General features: G+C 52.4%; 12 protein-coding genes and 2 pseudogenes. 11 read left to right on the forward strand and 3 right to left on the reverse strand.

From position 1 onward, the window contains the following. From FPL14_RS22780 to nrdF, 4 genes are all read left to right on the forward strand, one after another. The gene (locus FPL14_RS22780; protein WP_229263627.1) at nt 1–1,818 is read left to right on the forward strand and encodes a putative bifunctional diguanylate cyclase/phosphodiesterase; all 1,818 of its coding nucleotides are present in this window, start codon (nt 1–3) and stop codon (nt 1,816–1,818) included. Between the two features lie 229 nt (nt 1,819–2,047). After that, nucleotides 2,048–2,407 carry a class Ib ribonucleoside-diphosphate reductase assembly flavoprotein NrdI gene (gene nrdI, locus FPL14_RS22785; protein WP_182299900.1) on the forward strand — a complete coding sequence of 120 codons (360 nt, stop codon included), beginning with the start codon at nt 2,048–2,050 and terminating at the stop codon, nt 2,405–2,407. Continuing rightward, the gene (nrdE, locus tag FPL14_RS22790; RefSeq protein WP_182299901.1) at nt 2,394–4,478 is read left to right on the forward strand and encodes a class 1b ribonucleoside-diphosphate reductase subunit alpha; all 2,085 of its coding nucleotides are present in this window, start codon (nt 2,394–2,396) and stop codon (nt 4,476–4,478) included. The genes nrdI and nrdE overlap by 14 nt, the downstream gene beginning before the upstream one ends. Before the next feature lie 41 nt (nt 4,479–4,519). Next, the gene (nrdF, locus tag FPL14_RS22795) at nt 4,520–5,485 is read left to right on the forward strand and encodes a class 1b ribonucleoside-diphosphate reductase subunit beta (RefSeq protein WP_182299902.1); all 966 of its coding nucleotides are present in this window, start codon (nt 4,520–4,522) and stop codon (nt 5,483–5,485) included. 74 nt (nt 5,486–5,559) lie between these two features. Here nrdF and FPL14_RS22800 read toward each other — a convergent pair whose 3' ends face one another. Continuing rightward, the gene (locus FPL14_RS22800; RefSeq protein ID WP_182299903.1) at nt 5,560–5,991 is read right to left on the reverse strand and encodes a hypothetical protein; all 432 of its coding nucleotides are present in this window, start codon (nt 5,989–5,991) and stop codon (nt 5,560–5,562) included. A gap of 178 nt (nt 5,992–6,169) precedes the next feature. Between FPL14_RS22800 and FPL14_RS22805 the strand changes: the two genes are divergently transcribed. Beyond that, complete coding sequence (locus tag FPL14_RS22805; protein WP_182299904.1) at nt 6,170–6,484, forward strand: YunC family protein; 315 nt, start codon at nt 6,170–6,172, stop codon at nt 6,482–6,484. 22 nt (nt 6,485–6,506) lie between these two features. Here FPL14_RS22805 and mtnA read toward each other — a convergent pair whose 3' ends face one another. Together mtnA and mtnK are read right to left on the reverse strand one after the other, a co-directional pair. Beyond that, complete coding sequence (mtnA, locus tag FPL14_RS22810; RefSeq protein ID WP_182299905.1) at nt 6,507–7,586, reverse strand: S-methyl-5-thioribose-1-phosphate isomerase; 1,080 nt, start codon at nt 7,584–7,586, stop codon at nt 6,507–6,509. A 43-nt stretch (nt 7,587–7,629) separates the two neighbouring features. Then, nucleotides 7,630–8,838 (reverse strand): S-methyl-5-thioribose kinase, encoded by a 1,209-nt coding sequence (gene mtnK, locus FPL14_RS22815; protein WP_182299906.1) that lies wholly within the window; start codon nt 8,836–8,838, stop codon nt 7,630–7,632. A 219-nt stretch (nt 8,839–9,057) separates the two neighbouring features. Between mtnK and FPL14_RS22820 the strand changes: the two genes are divergently transcribed. From FPL14_RS22820 to FPL14_RS22845, 6 genes and pseudogenes are all read left to right on the forward strand, one after another. Next, nucleotides 9,058–11,004, forward strand: a complete 1,947-nt coding sequence (locus FPL14_RS22820; RefSeq protein ID WP_229263628.1) for a glycoside hydrolase family 127 protein — start codon at nt 9,058–9,060, stop codon at nt 11,002–11,004. A 39-nt stretch (nt 11,005–11,043) separates the two neighbouring features. Next, nucleotides 11,044–12,897: a cache domain-containing sensor histidine kinase gene (locus FPL14_RS22825; RefSeq protein ID WP_182299907.1), complete on the forward strand. Its 1,854-nt coding sequence runs from the start codon at nt 11,044–11,046 to the stop codon at nt 12,895–12,897. Continuing rightward, nucleotides 12,872–14,440: a response regulator gene (locus tag FPL14_RS22830; protein ID WP_182299908.1), complete on the forward strand. Its 1,569-nt coding sequence runs from the start codon at nt 12,872–12,874 to the stop codon at nt 14,438–14,440. Before FPL14_RS22825 ends, FPL14_RS22830 begins: the two co-directional genes overlap by 26 nt. A gap of 121 nt (nt 14,441–14,561) precedes the next feature. Beyond that, nucleotides 14,562–15,983, forward strand: a complete 1,422-nt coding sequence (locus tag FPL14_RS22835) for an ABC transporter substrate-binding protein (RefSeq protein WP_182299909.1) — start codon at nt 14,562–14,564, stop codon at nt 15,981–15,983. A 100-nt stretch (nt 15,984–16,083) separates the two neighbouring features. After that, nucleotides 16,084–16,985, forward strand: a pseudogene (locus tag FPL14_RS22840) (carbohydrate ABC transporter permease). Next, nucleotides 16,985–17,883: pseudogene (locus FPL14_RS22845) on the forward strand (carbohydrate ABC transporter permease). Before FPL14_RS22840 ends, FPL14_RS22845 begins: the two co-directional pseudogenes overlap by 1 nt. The last annotated feature ends 20 nt before the right edge of the window (nt 17,884–17,903 follow it).

Raw genomic sequence — 17,903 nt, forward strand, 5'->3', positions numbered from 1 at the left:
GTGAACGGATGGTCTAATAATGGACTTTGGCTGGCGACGTTTGCCGCCGGCGCAGCTTTGACCGCGGGTGCCGTTTCATTGGGCAGGTTGCTCGACCGCAGACGTAACTCGAGATCGTCTTCCGGTCCCTCTTATCAATTGGAATTATTGGATTCTCTTTACGATAACAGCCCGATAGCTTTTGCGGTTATTGACCGTCAAGGAAGGTTTATCGATATCAATCGCGACCCTTCGGATATCGTAGGATACAGCAAAGTCGAGATGACGGGTCAGCCGTTCGCGACGATGGTCGACCGGGAGTCCCAAGAAATCACGCGTCAAATTTTCCATAGAACCCTTAAAGGGGAGAAATGCTCGCAAGAGATCAAGATCGTCCATAAGCTAGGACATTCCATGGATTTGAATATACACACTTCGCCGTTGGTTAGAAGGAACAAGACGATCGGCATTCTCGTGTTCATCCAAGACATCAGCGACCGCAAACGTTCATTGGAACGCATTCGCTATATGGCTTATTACGACGATATGACGGGTTTGCCTAATCGCCGTTTTTTCACGAATCGGCTGGAGGAGAAATTAAAGGCGGCGCAGGGAAACGGCAGCCGTATAGCCGTATGTTACTTGGACGTCGATCATTTCAAATTGGTGAACGCCTCGTTCGGCAGGGATTTCGGGGATATGCTGTTGCTGCAGATCGCGGAGCGGCTAAGCCGCGGCATGACCGAACCGGGAGATCTGGCCCGCATGGAAGGGGACGAGTTCGCCGCTTGTTTCGATCTTCATCAGAAGGATGAAGACGTGAACGCGCGTCTGGACGAGATGATGTCCGTGCTGGAAGAGCCTTTCGAATTAAACGGCGTGCCGGTATACATAACGGTAAGCATCGGCGTCGCCGTATGCGACAGTTGCGCGGACGACGCGGCTACACTGCTCAAAAGAGCGGATACGGCCCTTCATCGGGTCAAGGAAACCGGCAAGAACGGGTATATGCTCCATGTGAGCGATATGGATCCAATTGCCCTGAATAAGCTCACCATCCAGCATGAGATGCGCAAAGCGCTGCAGAACCAAGAATTTCTGTTATACTATCAGCCTCAATACGACTTGGCCTCGGGCCAGATTGTCGGGATGGAGGCTTTAATCCGTTGGAATCATCCGGAACGCGGCCTCGTCCCTCCCGGGGAATTCATTCCTGCGGCCGAAGAGAGCGGCATCATCGTGCCGCTGGGAGATTGGGTCATCGAGGAAGCCTGCCGCCAGAATAAGGAATGGCAGGATGCGGGCATGCCGAAAATTCCGGTTTCCGTAAATCTGTCCATGAGACAGTTCTCCCAACGCAATCTGAATGACAAGGTATCGGAGATCTTGCGGCAGACGGGGCTTGACGCCAAGTACTTGGAGCTGGAAATTACGGAAAGCATGACGATGGACGTCGAACGCGCAACCCAATGCCTGAAAGAACTAACTGATTTGGGCGTGACGATCAGCATCGATGATTTCGGCACCGGATATAGTTCGTTCCACTATTTGAAAAGCTTGCCGATCGCGCGCCTCAAAATCGATCGCTCGTTCGTCAGGGATATCCAACAAGACCCGAACGACGCGGCGATCGTGGCGGCTATTATCGCGATGGCACACAATTTGCAGCTGCAGGTAATCGCGGAAGGGGTAGAGACCGTGAACCAGGTTCACTTTCTTCGTTCCCACAGATGCGACGAGATGCAGGGGTATTTCGGAAGTCCGCCGCTACCGAGCATTGGGGTATTGGAGTTGCTTCAGGAGAAGCTTAATCGTCCGGCTTTATCCGCTTTTCATTGAGTCAACATCTAGTGTATTTAGAACGGAAATGAGAGGGTTGCCTACTCCGGCAGTCTTCTTTTTTTTCGTCGTCAAGGCTTGCGGAGCGGCATTTGTTGCATGGAATTAAGCAATAAAAAAGAGATTTGCAATAGGTCCTGCGTCACCTTGACACATACAATATATTGAGCTAAATTATAACAAGTGGCTATACATATTGTGTTTAATGCGCGGAAGGAGAATGGGTTCAATGTTGATCGTATACGATTCGAAGACTGGCAATGTTCGGAGGTTCATAGATAAATTAAAGCTTCCCGCAATCCAGATCGAGGACTCGATGCATGTCGATCAGAACTTCATTCTCGTTACATATACAACCGGCTTCGGCCAGGTTCCGGAGAAGGTCATGTCTTTCCTGAAAAGAAACCATGACAGATTGAAGGGCGTTTCCGCAAGCGGTAATCGGAATTGGGGAGACGGATTCGCGCTCAGCGCCGATCGCATCTCGGAGATGTACGGTGTCCCCGTTATTAGCAAATTCGAACTGTCCGGCACGACGCGGGACGTAGAACGATTCGTACAGGAGGTGCGCGCAGTTGCGTCATATTGAACTGAACAATCTATTAATGCAAAGAGATCCGCAAGGTTTCTTCCAATTGGATAAGGACCGCGAAGCCGTAGAAGAATTTATGGCCGACGTCAACCGCAAGAGCATCCACTTCGCTTCGACCAACGAGAAAGTCACATATATGGTGGACAACAACTTCTACGAGAATGTATATGAAAACTACAGCAAACAAGAGGTAGAAGATATTTACGAGCTGGCCCACAGTTACCGCTTTCAATTCAAGTCTTACATGGCCGCTTCCAAGTTCTATACGGACTATGCCGTGAAGACCGACGATAAAACGAAGTTTTTGGAGCATTTCCCGGATCGCGTGTCTATCGTGGCCTTGCATCTCGCTAGAGGAGATTACGGCGTAGCCCGTTCCTTGACGGCTTCCATGATGGAGCAGCGCGTGCAGCCCGCGACCCCGACTTTCCTGAACGCAGGCAAAAGCCGGCGCGGAGAGATGGTTTCCTGTTTCCTATTGGAGATGGACGACTCGCTTAATTCGATTAACTACGGAATCGGAACCTGTATGCAGCTATCGAAGATCGGCGGCGGCGTGGCGGTGAACCTGTCCAAGATTCGCGGTCGCGGAGAGTCAATCAAAGGCGTGGAAGGCGCGGCGAAAGGCATTATGCCCGTGCTTAAGTTGATGGAAGACGCGTTCTCTTACGCGGACCAAATGGGCCAACGCAAAGGCTCCGGAGCCGGATATTACAATATCTTCGGTTGGGACGTCATGGAATTCCTCGACAGCAAGAAAATAAACGCGGATGAGAAAACTCGCCTTAAGACGCTTTCGATCGGTTTGATCGTGCCTAATAAGTTCTATGAATTGGCGGAGAAAAACGAGCCATTGCACGTGTTCGCGCCATATACGGTGTTCAAAGCTTACGGCGTGCATCTGGACGATCTGGATATTGACTCCATGTACGAAACGCTTCTGGCCGACGATCGCGTCAAGAAGAAAGTCGTCTTGAGCGCGCGCGACATGCTCTCGAAGATCGCCACGACCCAATTGGAGTCGGGTTACCCTTATATCATGAACAAGTCCAACGCTAACGGCGCCCACGCGCTTAAAGATTTGGGCAACATCAAGATGTCGAACTTGTGCACGGAAATTTTCCAGCTGCAAGAGACGTCGGAGATCGGCGATTACTACGAACCGGATACGATCCGCAGAGACATCAGCTGTAATCTCGCTTCTTTGAACATCGCGAACGTCATGGACCTTCGCAAAATCAAAGAATCGGTACACGAAGGAATCATCGCATTGACCGCGGTTAGCGACATGACGACGGTAGCGAACGCTCCCGGCGTGGCGAAAGCGAATGCGGAGCTGCATTCCGTAGGGCTGGGCGCGATGAACCTTCATGGTTACTTGGCCAAAAACAAGATCGCATACGAGAGCGCGGAAGCCCGCGATTTCGTCCGCACGTTCTTCATGATGATGAACTTCCATTCGTTGGAGAAAAGCATGGAAATCGCAAGGGATACAGGAGTGACGTTCCAAGGATTCGAGCGTTCCGAATACGCCAAGGGAACTTATTTCGATCGTTACCTGGAGACCGATTACCGCCCTTCCACGGAGAAGGTCAAGCAATTGTTCGAAGGCATTGCGATTCCGTCTCCCGAAGATTGGAACAAGCTGAAAGGCGACGTGGCGAACAACGGCCTATACCATGCTTACCGTTTGGCTATCGCGCCGACTCAGAGCATCTCGTATATCCAGAACGCGACATCAAGCGTAATGCCGATCGTCGAGCCGATCGAGACCCGCACTTACGCGAACTCGACGACTTATTACCCGATGCCGTTCCTTAGCCGCGACAATTTCTTTTTCTATAAATCGGCATACCAGATGGATCAATTCAAAGTGATCGACTTGATCGCGGAAATCCAGCCTCACGTCGATCAAGGCATCTCGACCGTTCTTCACGTCAATAGCGACGTCACGACGAGACAGCTTTCCCGGTATTACGTTTACGCGGCGAAGAAGGGCCTTAAATCGCTCTACTATACTCGCACTAACCGGTTGTCCGTAGAAGAATGCATCACTTGCTCGGTATAAGGCAGTTTGTTCTATAAGCAACAGAGAGGACTGGAAATCTAATGTGCGCCCTTAAAGCCGTTAACTGGAATCGTCCCGACGACGATTTCACTATCACGTTCTGGAATCAGAACATCATGCAATTCTGGACGGACGAGGAAATTCCGTTATCCGACGACAAAATGTCTTGGATGTTGTTGAGCGAGCAGGAACGCGAGCTCTATATGAAGGTTCTAGGAGGCTTAACGCTCCTCGATACCGTACAAGGCGGCGTCGGGATGCCGAGAATTCTGGAGCACGTAGAAGGCTTGCAGCGTAAAGCCGTGCTCGGGTTCATGGGGATGATGGAGCAAATCCATGCCAAGTCGTACAGCAGCATTTTTACGACGCTGGCGACGACGGAAGAAATCGACGGCGTATTCCGCTGGGTAGAGGCTAATCCTTACCTGCAGACGAAAGCGGACACGATCGTCGAATATTACAATAACATCGACACTCCGAAAAGCCTGTTTCTGGCGATGGCTGCCTCGGTGTTGCTGGAGAGCTACTTGTTCTATAGCGGTTTCTTCTATCCGCTCTACTTGGCCGGACAAGGCAAGATGACCAGCAGCGGCGAAGTGATCGATCTGATCTTGCGCGACGAGAGCATTCACGGCTTGTACGTAGGGGTTCTGGCGCAAGAAGTATACGGCAAGCTGGACGAGGACGAGCAGAAGGAAGCTTACGAGGTGTTGCACGGCCTTCTTATGTACCTGCATCAGAACGAGGAGAAGTATACGGATGAACTGTATACCTCGATCGGACTGGCCGATGAAGTGAAGAAGTTCATTCGCTACAATGCCAATAAAGCGTTCATGAATATGGGCTTCGATCCGATCTTCGAGGAAGAAGAAGTAAATCCGATCGTATTTAACGGCATCAGCACGCGTACGAAGCAGCACGACTTTTTCTCCAAAAAAGGAAACGGATACGTTCGTACGATCCACGTGGAGCCGATGACGGACGATGACTTTACTTTTAATTTCTAATTTTTGAACGGATAACGAAAAGGACTTGCACGGGAGATCTCCCGTGCAAGTCCTTTTCGTTAATTGGTTATTTGTCAGTCTACGAAATCGTCGATTTCGTTTAATACGACGCTGTATACCTGTTTCTCGTCGACATGGTATACCGTAAGCAACTGGTTGCTAGGGTCGAAGTTGATCACGCGGCAAGGAATGCTCATTTTCACTCCGAGACCTTTATTAACGTTAAGTCTGATGAGCTTGTTGCTCTCGATATATTGGCGGATACGCGTCTCCAGCGGATCAGGCTGCGATGGGTTTTTGGCGGCCTTCTTCGGAGCGGATGGCGCGCTTGCCGGAACGTTGTCGGATTCCGCTGGCAACGTGCTTATAATTTTGTAATTCTCAAAGTCCGCGTTGCTTAGTACCTGGCGTAATTGAACTAAAGCGGCACCTTTGCTGGAGGCAGAAACGTTGATTTCCACATGGAAAGAATAGGAGCCACCGGGTGTTTGATTGGAACGGTTCATGCAAAATGCCTCCATTGTATTGCGTAGTCCATAGAAACTATGCCTTATTTCCTAATATATCATGATTATAATGCCCAAAAAAGCATCATAGGTCTAAATGCCCTGAAAAATGAATCTCTAGACGCATATTCTATATCGCATGAACCTATGCCTTAAGCATGGCAGGGAGGTGATATGCATGGTAAAGGTGGTTCCGTTGCAGATTGAAGATTGGACGGCGGTTGGCGTGGAAGTGCTGTTGCCGAGAACAACGCTATTAGCCATTACGGCCGGCGATGGTTATATCATGTGCGGAGCGTTGGATGTGCAGCTTCTCAATGAAAGGCTCAAAGCGCGCGAGATCGTTGCGGGTCGAGCCGTCGGCGTGCGGACATTGGAGCAGCTGCTGGAAGCTCCGCTCGAATCCATAACGGATTCGGCGAGAAATTTGGGCATTACCGTCGGGATGAGCGGTCAAGAAGCCCTTCGCCTTATGGCGAAGGCAGCTCCATAACGTCATCGTCGCCGGTCGGGCTTTAACGGTCGAATAGTTGTCGCAGATTGTCGGAATAAGGCGCTTTAATGATTCCTTTTTCCGTAATGATCGCGGTCACGAGTTCGTTTGGCGTAATGTCGAAAGCCGGATTGTACACCGCAACGCCTTGAGGAGCGGTGCGCTTACCGAATCCCATAGACACTTCGTCCGAATGACGTTCTTCGATCGGGATGTCGGCGCCGGTTGGCGTCGACAAATCGATGGTCGACAGCGGACAGGCTACATAGAATGGGATGTTATGCGCCTTTGCGAGAACGGCAACGCTATAAGTTCCGATCTTATTGGCGACATCGCCGTTCGCGGCTACCCGGTCGGTTCCGACGATAACGGCTTGAATCCAGCCTTTGGACATGACATGGCCAGCCATGTTATCGCAGATCAACGTGACGTCGACGCCCGCTTGTTGAAGCTCGAACGCGGTTAATCTAGCGCCTTGAAGCACCGGACGCGTTTCGTCGGCGAACACTTTAAGCTTGATGCCTTGCTCCAGCGCCAAGTAGAAGGGAGCGAGGGCCGTGCCGTATTTCGCGGTCGCAAGACCCCCGGCATTGCAGTGGGTCAATACGCCCATTCCATCTTGGAACAAAGTGAGGGCATGTTCCCCGATTAGGCGATTAGTCGCCTCGTCTTCTGCTTGGATAAGCTGCGCTTCAGCCAGCAGAGCTTGATTAGCATCTACAATCGTTTTACCGGATTGCGCTAAATCTTGGGCAAAAGCTTTCATCCGGTCAAGCGCCCAGAACAAATTGACGGCGGTCGGTCTTGAGGTCGCCAAATATTCGGCATGGCGATTAACCTCGGCAAGCCATTCCTCACCTGAACCGGCGAATTCGGCAACGCCGAGCACGACGCCGTAAGCGGCGGCGATTCCGATAGCAGGCGCTCCTCTAACCTTTAGTTCCCGTATGGCTTCCCATACCTCTTGCGGCGTTGTTAGGCGCAAATAAACGGTTTCCTCGGGCAATAATCTTTGATCCAGTAGGGATAAAGCGCCTTTCTCCCATCGCAAAGATTGCAAAACCTCATCTGACTGTTTTCCCTGTCGTTGTTCCTTGCTCATTATTCGTACTCCTCTCGGCTCGTAAAGGGCGAGCCTTATGTCCTTAAGCTTGGGAGGCTGAATCGACGATACTTATCAGTTCCTCGATAGATGCGATTTGACGGTTGCGTTTGATCAGGTTCTTGCCGATCGCTAACGCCAATCTCTGCGCATTCGCGCGTACGGTTGGATCCGGAATGCGATCGATATCGGCTACATGCGCTAGTCCAACGATGCGCCGTACCATTTTGGCACCCGCAAACCCGGCGGTATCTTGAAACAGATTGCGCAAATACAAATCCTGATACCCTGCCGTTTTCGCGATTCGATCCTGTCCGCGCTCATCCCACAGCTTGCGGAATTTGCGCTCGAATTTCGTCCAGATGTCGCGAACCGTTCCGATCAAATACTGCCTGCGCTCTTGACGCGTTGCTTCATTAGCCGACCAATGCTCTTGGGAAGCATAGTGGAGCAACAGGTTGGCAAGAACGGCGCCGACGTCGAAGCCGATCGGCCCGAAGTAAGCGAACTCGGGATCGATGACTTTGGTCGACTCCGGCGTAATGAAGATGCTGCCGGTATGAAGATCTCCATGAAGCAGCGCTTGGGCATGGGTCAGGAACTTCTCCCTTAAGATCGCGACCTCCAGATGCAGTTCCGTATCCGACCATAGCTTCTTGGCATCGTCCTGCAAATGCGGGTCGAAGCTGTTCGTATCCGCATCGGCGTACGGATGATCGAAAATTAAGTCCTCCGTTATTTTGCACAAATCCGGGTTAGCGAACGAACGGGCGAGTAGTTTTTTCTCCTGCTGGTTCATGCCAAGATCCGAAGTGAAGAACAGCGTATTCGCCAAGAATTCGGAAATATGCTCCGCGAACAACGGATATACGCCGCCGTCGATCAAGCCTTGCCGCATAATGACATGGCTGCTCAAGTCTTCCATGATCGTGAGGGCCAGATCGTTGTCCGCGTGATAGACTTTCGGAACGAGTCCCGGCGCCAACCGATCTTCGATGATCAACGCTTCGCTCTCGATCCGAGCGCGATCGAGAGACAATGGCCAGGATTCTCCGACGACTTTGGCGTATGGGAGCGCTTGTTTAACGATCAAACTGCGACCCGAAGTAGGTTGGCTAACATGAAAGACGAGATTCAAGTTGCCGTCGCCGATTTCACGGCATACAAGCTCGCCTTCATCATTAAAAATACCGTTAATCTTACGAGCGATCCGGATCGCTTCGTCCTCGGTTAATGGATGATAGTTGCTCATAAAATTTCGCCTCCACAGGGTTATCCGATAGGTGCAGTCGTATTATTAATAAAATGATCTAGATGTAAGTATAAATCATGTTCCCCTTGGTTTAAAGTACGGGTAAAAAGTCAGTTTTATCTACCTATTGTTGGGTTTTAGCGGACTGACCATGCAAGCTCGCCCATGTTAATTTGTAAGTATTAGGAAGGATACTTACAAATGGGAGAGGATTGCGCAATGAGAAAAATGAATCCGGTTTCAATTCCGCAAGTGAGCATTCAAGACGAGTTCTGGGCACCGCGCCAAAGGCTCGTTCGCGACGTGGTCGTTCCCTATCAATGGGAAGCGCTCAACGACCTGGTGCCCGGCGCGGAGCCGAGCGGAACGATCGCCAACTTCAAAGCGGCCGCGGGCGAATTGGAGGCGGCCCATCACGGCTTCGTCTTCCAAGACAGCGACCTCGCCAAGTGGCTGGAGACGGTAGGTTTCGTGCTGCAGCAGCAACGGAACGAGGCGCTGGAAGCGTTGGCTGACTCGGCGATCGAGCTGATCGGCCGCGCTCAAATGCCAAATGGATACTTAGGCACGTTTTACCAGCTCCAGAAACCCGGCTTGCAATGGACGAACGTCCGCGACGATCACGAGATGTACAATGCCGGCCATTTCATGGAAGCGGCCGTTGCTTATTACGAAGCGACGGGAAAGCCGAAAGCGTTAGAAATTTTGTGCAAGTTCGCGGACCACATCGCCGAGGCGTTCGGTCCCGAGGAAACCCAAAAACCCGGTTATTGCGGCCATCCCGAGATCGAGCTGGCGTTGGTCAAGCTCTATCGTCTGACCGGCAATACGAAATACTTGGCTATGTCTAAGTTTTTCATCGACGAGCGCGGGCGAGAGCCTCTGTATTTCGACGTAGAACTGGCCGAGCGGCAAGCGGCCGGCATGAAGGAAAGAGTCGATCGGAGGCAGATGGCGTATTTCCAATCCCATGCCCCGATCCGCAAGCAGCAATCGGCGGAAGGGCATGCCGTCCGAGCCGTGTACCTGTTCGCGGGAGCGACGGACATCGCCGACGAGTACGAGGATTCTTCGTTGCTGGAATCGGTGCGGGCGTTATGGAACAACACGGTCCAGCGCAGGATGTACGTCACGGGAGGCATCGGATCCTCCGACGCCTTTGAAGCGTTCTCCTTCGACTACGATCTGCCGAACGAACGGGCTTATGCCGAAACGTGCGCCGCGATCGGTCTCATGAACTGGGGACATCGCTTGCTGCAGATAGAAGCGGATTCCAAATACGCGGACATTATGGAACGAACGTTATATAACGGACTGCTAAGCGGGATATCGCTGGACGGACGCAGTTATTTTTATGTCAATCCGCTTGAGGTATGGCCCGTTATCTCCGGCAAGCGGGACGACATTCCGGGAGCGACGCTCCGGCGCCAGCCATGGTTCGGATGCGCGTGCTGTCCTCCGAATATCGCCCGGTTGATCGCTTCTCTCGGAAGGTATATCTACTCCGTGAACGAAGAGGAGCTGTACGTCCACCTCTACATCGGCAGTCGGGTTGCGCGCGAATTCGGGGGACGGCAAGTGACCGTAACCCAGAGAACCGAATATCCGTGGAACGGCGTCGCGGACTTTCAGCTTCAGACGGATGGTCCCGTCGACTTTACGCTGGCGCTTCGTCTGCCGGGCTGGTGCAACGACATCAAAGTCAAGGTAAACGGACAGCCGGTCGATCCGGCACTAATCGAAGTGAAGGGCTACGCGAAGCTTAGACGCGCATGGAATTCGGGCGACCGGATACAAGTCGAGATGGCGATGCCCGTCGAGCTGGTTCGTTCCCACCCGGAGCTGCGGGAAGCGGCGGGGAAAGTCGCGGTGCAAAGAGGACCGATCGTATATTGCATGGAAGAGGCGGATAACGGCGGAAACCTAAGAGACGTTCGGCTTTCTTCCGAGGCAACGTTCGGCGGCCGCTTCGAGCCGGAATTGTTAAACGGGGTCTATGTTCTGGAATCCGATCACGGGTGGAGAACGGATGCTTCCACGGTAACGGACGATTTATACGTCGCTAAGCGTTATCCGTTAACTCAGGCATCGCTCCGATTCATTCCTTATTACGCATGGGCTAACCGATCGGAAGGCGAGATGGCCGTCTGGGTACGCGAAAAATAACCCGATTTTCGAGATGAGGCGGAAAGGAGCGGTTCCGGCATGGGGGAGCGACGGCGCATCGGCAACGGATGGACGATCAGAACGATCCGCGGCAAATTTCTGTTGTTGACGCTGCTGCTTACCGTTGTTCCGATGGTTGCGTTAAGCTTTACGTTCTATCGCATAGCCGTCCAATCGCTCGGCAACAAGGCGGAGGAGCATGCTTACCAGTCGAGGCTTATGAGCGCGAATTTCTTGAACGGAACGATCTCCGACTTGAACGACTTGACGAACGCGATTCTCGGCAATCCGGAAGTCCAATCCATCCTGCAGCAAACCTCTTCGGACGATTACGAATTTCTGCGCAACGTGGAGAGGATGAACAAAATTATCCGCGCTCAGACGCAGACGAAATCCTATATTATTTCAACACTCGTCTATGCCGCCAACGGCGGATCGAATCGCTCCTTTTACCAAGGGAACGATTCGATCCGCTTTGGCGGTCTTCCCACTTTAGAGGAGGCAAGAGACTACTATGAATGGCTTAGCCAAAATAATAGGCTCACTTGGCATAGCGGGTCGCCTTTCGTCCGCACGGATTTTTCGATCCCGGATGAACACCTCTACGTGGGCAAGCTGCTCAGGCGAACGGAAGGAAACTACGAGGAACTCGGTTTTCTCATGCTCGAGATCGAGAAATCGAGTTTCTTCCACGGCATCTCCTTCTTAGAACCCGATTCCAAGTCGCAATATTGGATTCTGGATCAAGTCGGCAATCCGATCTATCGGCTGCCCGAGAACGATAATGCGGATTTCAAGGCGCTTCGGCAGATCGCGAACGAAGCGAAGACGAAACCGGAGCAAGACAAAGAATGGTTGGACTGGCACGGGAAACGTTCGATGGTGAGCTATGTCCCGCTTAATCTGAACGGCTGGACTCTGCTTCATCGAGTGGATAGCGAGGCTCTGTTCGAGGACGCTAACCGAATCGGCAGATTAACGATCCAAATTTTCCTCGTCGTCTTATTGGCAGGATGGATACTGGCTTATCGAATGAGCGATACGATCCGGCGCCCCCTTCGCAAGCTAAGAGGATTAATGACCTTGACCGGAGGAGGAGCGGCGTCAACGTCCGTCGCGTTCGACACAAGAGACGAGGTGGGACAGATCGGCGAGCGGCTTCATAGGACGATGAGAGAAAACCAGCGGCTGAACGACCAAATTTACGAAGCGATGCTCTCGTGGAAAGAAGCCGAGTTTCGGGCTTTGCAGGCGCAGATCAATCCCCATTTTCTCTATAACACGCTTGAATCGTTGAACGGTTTAGCTCTAGCTAACGGTCAACGGGAAATGTCCGAAATGATCGGCGCGCTGGGCAAGTTTTTCCGCATTGCGCTCAGTCAAGGCAGCGAGGTCATTCGCATCGGCGAAGAGGTGGAGCACGTGAATGCTTACGTTCGCGTCCAGCAGTTTCGATTCCGCGATAAATTCGAATGGATATCGGAAGTCGACGATGACATATTGACCGGTTACGTACCGAAACTGATATTGCAGCCGCTAGTGGAAAACGCGATCTACCACGGCTTGAAGAAACGCAAAGGAGTCGCTTACTTGATGCTAGCCGGGGAGAAGGACGATGGCGTAGTTAAATTCTCGGTCAGCGACGACGGCAACGGCATCGAGCCCGAGCGACTGGAGCAAATCCGACAAGCGCTCGAGGGCGAGGAAACCGAGGATAAAATCGGATTCGGACTCCGGAACGTGCATGCCAGATTACGATATTACGGCCCGCAGTACGGCGTGCAAATTTCCAGTGAGCCCGGCTTATATACAACGGTAACCTTAATCGTTCCGTGGTGGACGAATCGACCGGAAGGAGGAAGGAAACATGTTCCGACTGTTGATCGTGGATGACGAATTCCATATTCGCGAAGGCTTGAAGCACCTCGTGCCGCAGACAGGGCTTCCGATCGAGATCGCTGCATTGGCCGAAGACGGAGAAACGGCGCTCCGTCTATTCGAGGAGCAGAAGCCGGATATGGCGATCATGGATATTAATTTGCCGGACATGAGCGGGCTGGAGGTGGCTAGGCAGCTTCGCGATAAAGGCGACGAGGTTCCGTTGTTATTCCTGACCGGCTATGAATCTCTCGCCTATATTCGGGAAGCGATCGGATTACAGGCCGTAGACTACCTGCTTAAGCCGATCACGAGCGATGAGCTGGCAAAGGGACTGCTTCGTGCCCAAGAATCCGTCAAACGGCAAAGAAAAGTCGCCGAAGGGATGGAGCATAAACAAATCAAACAACGCTCTATCGCTCAGGAATACGCGTTGCTTGATTTGTTGCTGCAGAGGCGTTCCGTCGAGGACACGATCGGCGAAATTCGCAGTTGGCAGATGCCCGCGCCGAACGGCGACGCTCCGTACGTCGTTCTGTGCTGCGATTTGGACGTTATTCCTCCCCGGGTCAACGGCAGCGACGAGCAGCGGTTATACGGATATGCGTTCAGCAAGCTGGCGATCGAAGCCGCATCGTCCGTGTCGGGAACGCTCGGCGCGGCGATGGCGCCCGATCGCGTCATTATCGTGCTGCCGAACGCGTACGGCCGGACGGTAGAAGAAGTCGTCGGACAGGTGCGGTCCGTGCTTAGGAAATATATGGACGTCACGATGACGGTTGGGATCAGCAGCGCGGTACGCCAATTGAACCGGTTGCCGGATGCTTACCGGGAAGCAGTTCATGCGGCGGAGCACAAAGGGTGGGTCGGCAACGGGCAAGTCATCCCGTACGAGAGCGTGCAGATAGTGCAGACGCAGCATGATCATCTCGATAAGGAGTTCATTTTGATCTCGGAGATTAGAGCCGGCAATGACGGAGCCGTGCTCGCGATCTTGAGGGAATGGTCGGCGCGACTTGAACAATTGCCGTCCCGGCAGGCGAGAATGTTGGCCACCCAGCTCGTGTTGTTCGTGATGAGGGTAGTGAAGAGCCATATTCCGCACGCGGAGGACGGGACGCCGCTTGATCCCTTGCTAACGTTATCCCAATTGAGCAACGGGCACGATATCATCCGGTTCGTGACGGAATATTTCGTTCAGGTCGGCCGACTGATCCGCGAGAATAGGGAAGCGACCGTTCCGAGAATGTTCGAGCAAGCGAAAAATTGGATTCGGGAGCATTTGAAAGAGGACGTCAGCTTGAACGGATTGGCTATGCATTTGCATCTCAGTCCGAAATATTTAAGCTCCAGGTTCAAGCAAGTGACGGGAGAGTGCTTCGCGGATTATTTGACGCGAGTGCGTTTCGAGAGAGCGCGCGAGCTGCTGCTGGACTCCGAGCGCAAGGTCGGGGAGGTCGCCGAATCGGTCGGCTTCGGGGACGCGAATTATTTCAGCATCGCATTCAAGAAGAACACGGGATTTACGCCGACCGAATTCCGCAAGCGATACTTGTAGCTCGCCCAAATCATCGAACCAAAACAAAGGCGGCATGGAATCGTTATATGGTTCGTCTATCCGGAGCGTTCCATAATCAAGTTGAGTGACCCAATAAATCGAATCGAGAGGGGACCAAAGTATGCTCAACTTGCGCAAGCACAGATGGCTCGCCATAGTTCTGGTACTCGTATTAGTCGGAGTTACGGCCTGCAGCTCGGGAAACAAAGGCGGCAACGATTCGAGCTCAAGCAGTCCGAGCGAAGCGAGCAAACCCGCGGAAGAGTCAACCGAGGCGGCTTCGCCCGCGGAGCACGTCGATTTAACCTTCATGTATTGGGGAAGCAACGACGAGAAAAAAGCGATGGAAAACATGATCGAAGCTTTCAATAAAAGCCATCCGAACATCACGGTGAAAGGCGAACACGTTCCGGGAGACTACAATACGAAAATGAACACGCTCATGGCGGCCAATCAGCTTCCGGACGTGGCGTATTTGGGAGACGGTCTGACGAACAAGTGGGGAAGCGAAGGCAAACTGCTGGACTTCAGCCAATATTACGACCAGTATCCCGCTTTGCAGAACAAGCTGCAAGCCTCATATCTGTACACGGAACCGGGTAAAGCAGTGGCTAACTTCACCGCGCTGGAGGTGATGGTGCTGTATTATAACAAAGAAATTTTCGAGGAGGCCGGAATTCCGCTTCCGCCTTCCGAGCCGGGGAAAGCTTGGACGTGGGAAGAGTTCGTGACGGTAGCCAAACAACTGACCAAAGACAAGAACGGCAAACATCCGGGAGAAGAAGGTTTCGACGCGAAAAATATCGATCAGTACGGCTTCTCGTTCGGCAGCGACAGAGGAACGTACGGGCCGTTGCTGGAAAGCAACGGGGCCGGCATCTTGGATGAATCCGGCACCAAATACGCGCTTAACTCGCCGGAAAGCGTCGAGGTTTTCCAGAAGCTTCAGGATTTGATCTATACGCATCGCGTTTCCCCGGATCTCATCCAGCAGCAGAACATGCCCGACAATCACGTCAGGCTGCAAACCCGCAAGGTCGCGATGGTGCTAGACGGAACTTGGGCGTTACTCGATTTGACGAACAACAAGAAGCTTAAGTGGGGTATCGGCGTTCTGCCTAAGCTTAAGGAGCCGAAGACCGTTATTCTGGCCGGTACGACGGTCGTGTTCAACAGCACGAAACATCCGAAGGAAGCGCTGGAATTTTATCTGTACCATAACAATCCCGAACAGGTCGATCTCTATAGAACCGGCCTATGGATGCCGACCGAGGAGAAATATTATACCGAGGACGAAGCGATCAAAGCTTGGACGGACAACGAAGCGCATCCGCCGGAATTCCGTCAAGCCGGAATCGAATATACGAAAGGCTACGCGGTCAAATCGCCGTCGACCCAGATCAAAAACTGGCCGGAAATCAATTCGAAGCTGGCGCCGGGACTCGATCTGATCTGGACGAACAAGAAAACCGCGCAAGAAGCGCTGGATGAGCTTGAAGCGCAAATCCAACCGCTCGTTCAAGGGAAATACCCCAACGAATAACGATTAACCGGATGGACTCGGGCGGGATAGGGTCAGCTTGGCTCTTCGTTCCGCCCGTTAGTCTCCGTAAGTTAAATCTTCCGTGAGGAGATGAACGCGGATGAGACGAAACAAATCGGGGATTCTGCGTATGGAACGCAATTGGGGAATCCTTCTGGCTCTTCCGGCGATGCTGGGTTTATTGATATTTACGATCGGTCCGGTTATCGCTCCTTTTTTTTCAGCATTACCGATTGGAGAATCGGCGACGAAATGAAGGTTATCGGATTCGACAACTATAAGACGATTCTGACCGAGGATCCGACGTTTACCAAGTCGCTATACGTAACGACCTATTACTCGTTGTTCAGCGTGCCCGTATGTCTTGCTATCGCCTTTATGGTTGCCTTTCTGCTTAATCAGAAAGTAAGGGGCTTATCGGTATTTCGCACGATTTTCTATTTGCCTACCATCGTACCCAGCATCGCCAGCACGATGTTGTGGATATGGCTGTTCAACCCGGATTTCGGCTTGTTGAACTCGATGCTCGAGAGCATGGGATTGTCCGGCAACCGCTGGATCTACGACGAAGCCACGGCGATTCCTTCGATCGTACTGATGAGCACTTGGTCCGTCGGCAATACGGTCATCATTTTCCTAGCCGGATTGCAAGCGGTGCCTGCGCATTTGTACGAAGCGGTCGAAGTCGACGGCGGAAGCGCCTGGCGCAAATTTTATCACATTACGATTCCTTCGATGACGCCGACGATTTTTTTCAACCTCGTCATGATGCTGATCGGCACGTTCCAAGCCTTTAACCAAGCTTATGTCATGACGCAAGGCGGACCGAACAATTCCACCTTGTTCTATGTGTACTATTTATTCCGTACGGCCTTCACCGAGACGAAGATCGGGTACGCTTCCGCCTTGGCGTGGATATTGTTCCTCATCGTCATGACGCTCACCTTCATTATTTTCCAGACGTCGAAAAAATGGGTGCATTACGAAGGGGGCAACAAATAATGCCGGAAGCCGCTGCGGTCGTTCGTTCGAAAAAAAACTTTGCCGTTCGGAGGGCTGCCTGGAGACCGTCTTTGATCTTCACTTACGCGATCCTGATCCTGGGCAGCCTCTTAATGATCATGCCGCTCGTGTGGCTCGTGCGCAGTTCGTTGATGGACAACTCGCAAATTTTCGTTTTTCCGCCGGAATGGATTCCCAAGCCTTTTCAATGGAGCAATTATCCGGAGGCGCTGACGAGCGTTCCGTTCGGCAAATATTTCATGAATACGTTAACGATCGAAGTGTTCGTGTTGGCAGGCGTCCTGTTGACGAGCGTCATTACCGCTTATAGTTTGGCCAGATTGCGCTGGACGGGAAGGAACGTCGTATTCGCGGTTATTCTCGGTTCGATGATGCTGCCGAGCGCGGTTACGATCATTCCGTTGTTCGTGCTCTGGCGGGAGCTTGGCGCGCTTGATTCGTTAGTTCCGCTGATCGTGCCGGCTTGGTTCGGAAGCGGGGCGTACATCGGCCAAGGGCATTCCAGATCTTCCTGCTGCGCCAATTTTTCATGACGATTCCGAAGGAACTGGACGAGGCGGCCTACATGGACGGGGGGACCCCTTTCGCGGTGCTGTGGCGCGTCGTTATTCCGTTGTCGACGCCGGCGTTGCTCGTTGTCGGAATATTCACCTTCATCGACGTATGGAACAATTTTCTGGAGCCGGTGCTTTATCTGAATAGCGAGAAAAACTTTACGTTGGCTTTGGGGCTAGCGACGTTCAAGGGACTTTATAACGCGCAATGGGGATATTTAATGGCCGCTTCGATGGCGATGATCGCGCCGATTATTTTGCTGTTCTTCATCGGTCAACGCTATTTTATCGAGGGAATTACGTTAACCGGCATCAAAGGATGAGCAGAGCGAAGGGGGATGTG

This window comes from Cohnella cholangitidis, assembly GCF_014107495.1.
Lineage (GTDB): Bacteria > Bacillota > Bacilli > Paenibacillales > Paenibacillaceae > Cohnella > Cohnella cholangitidis.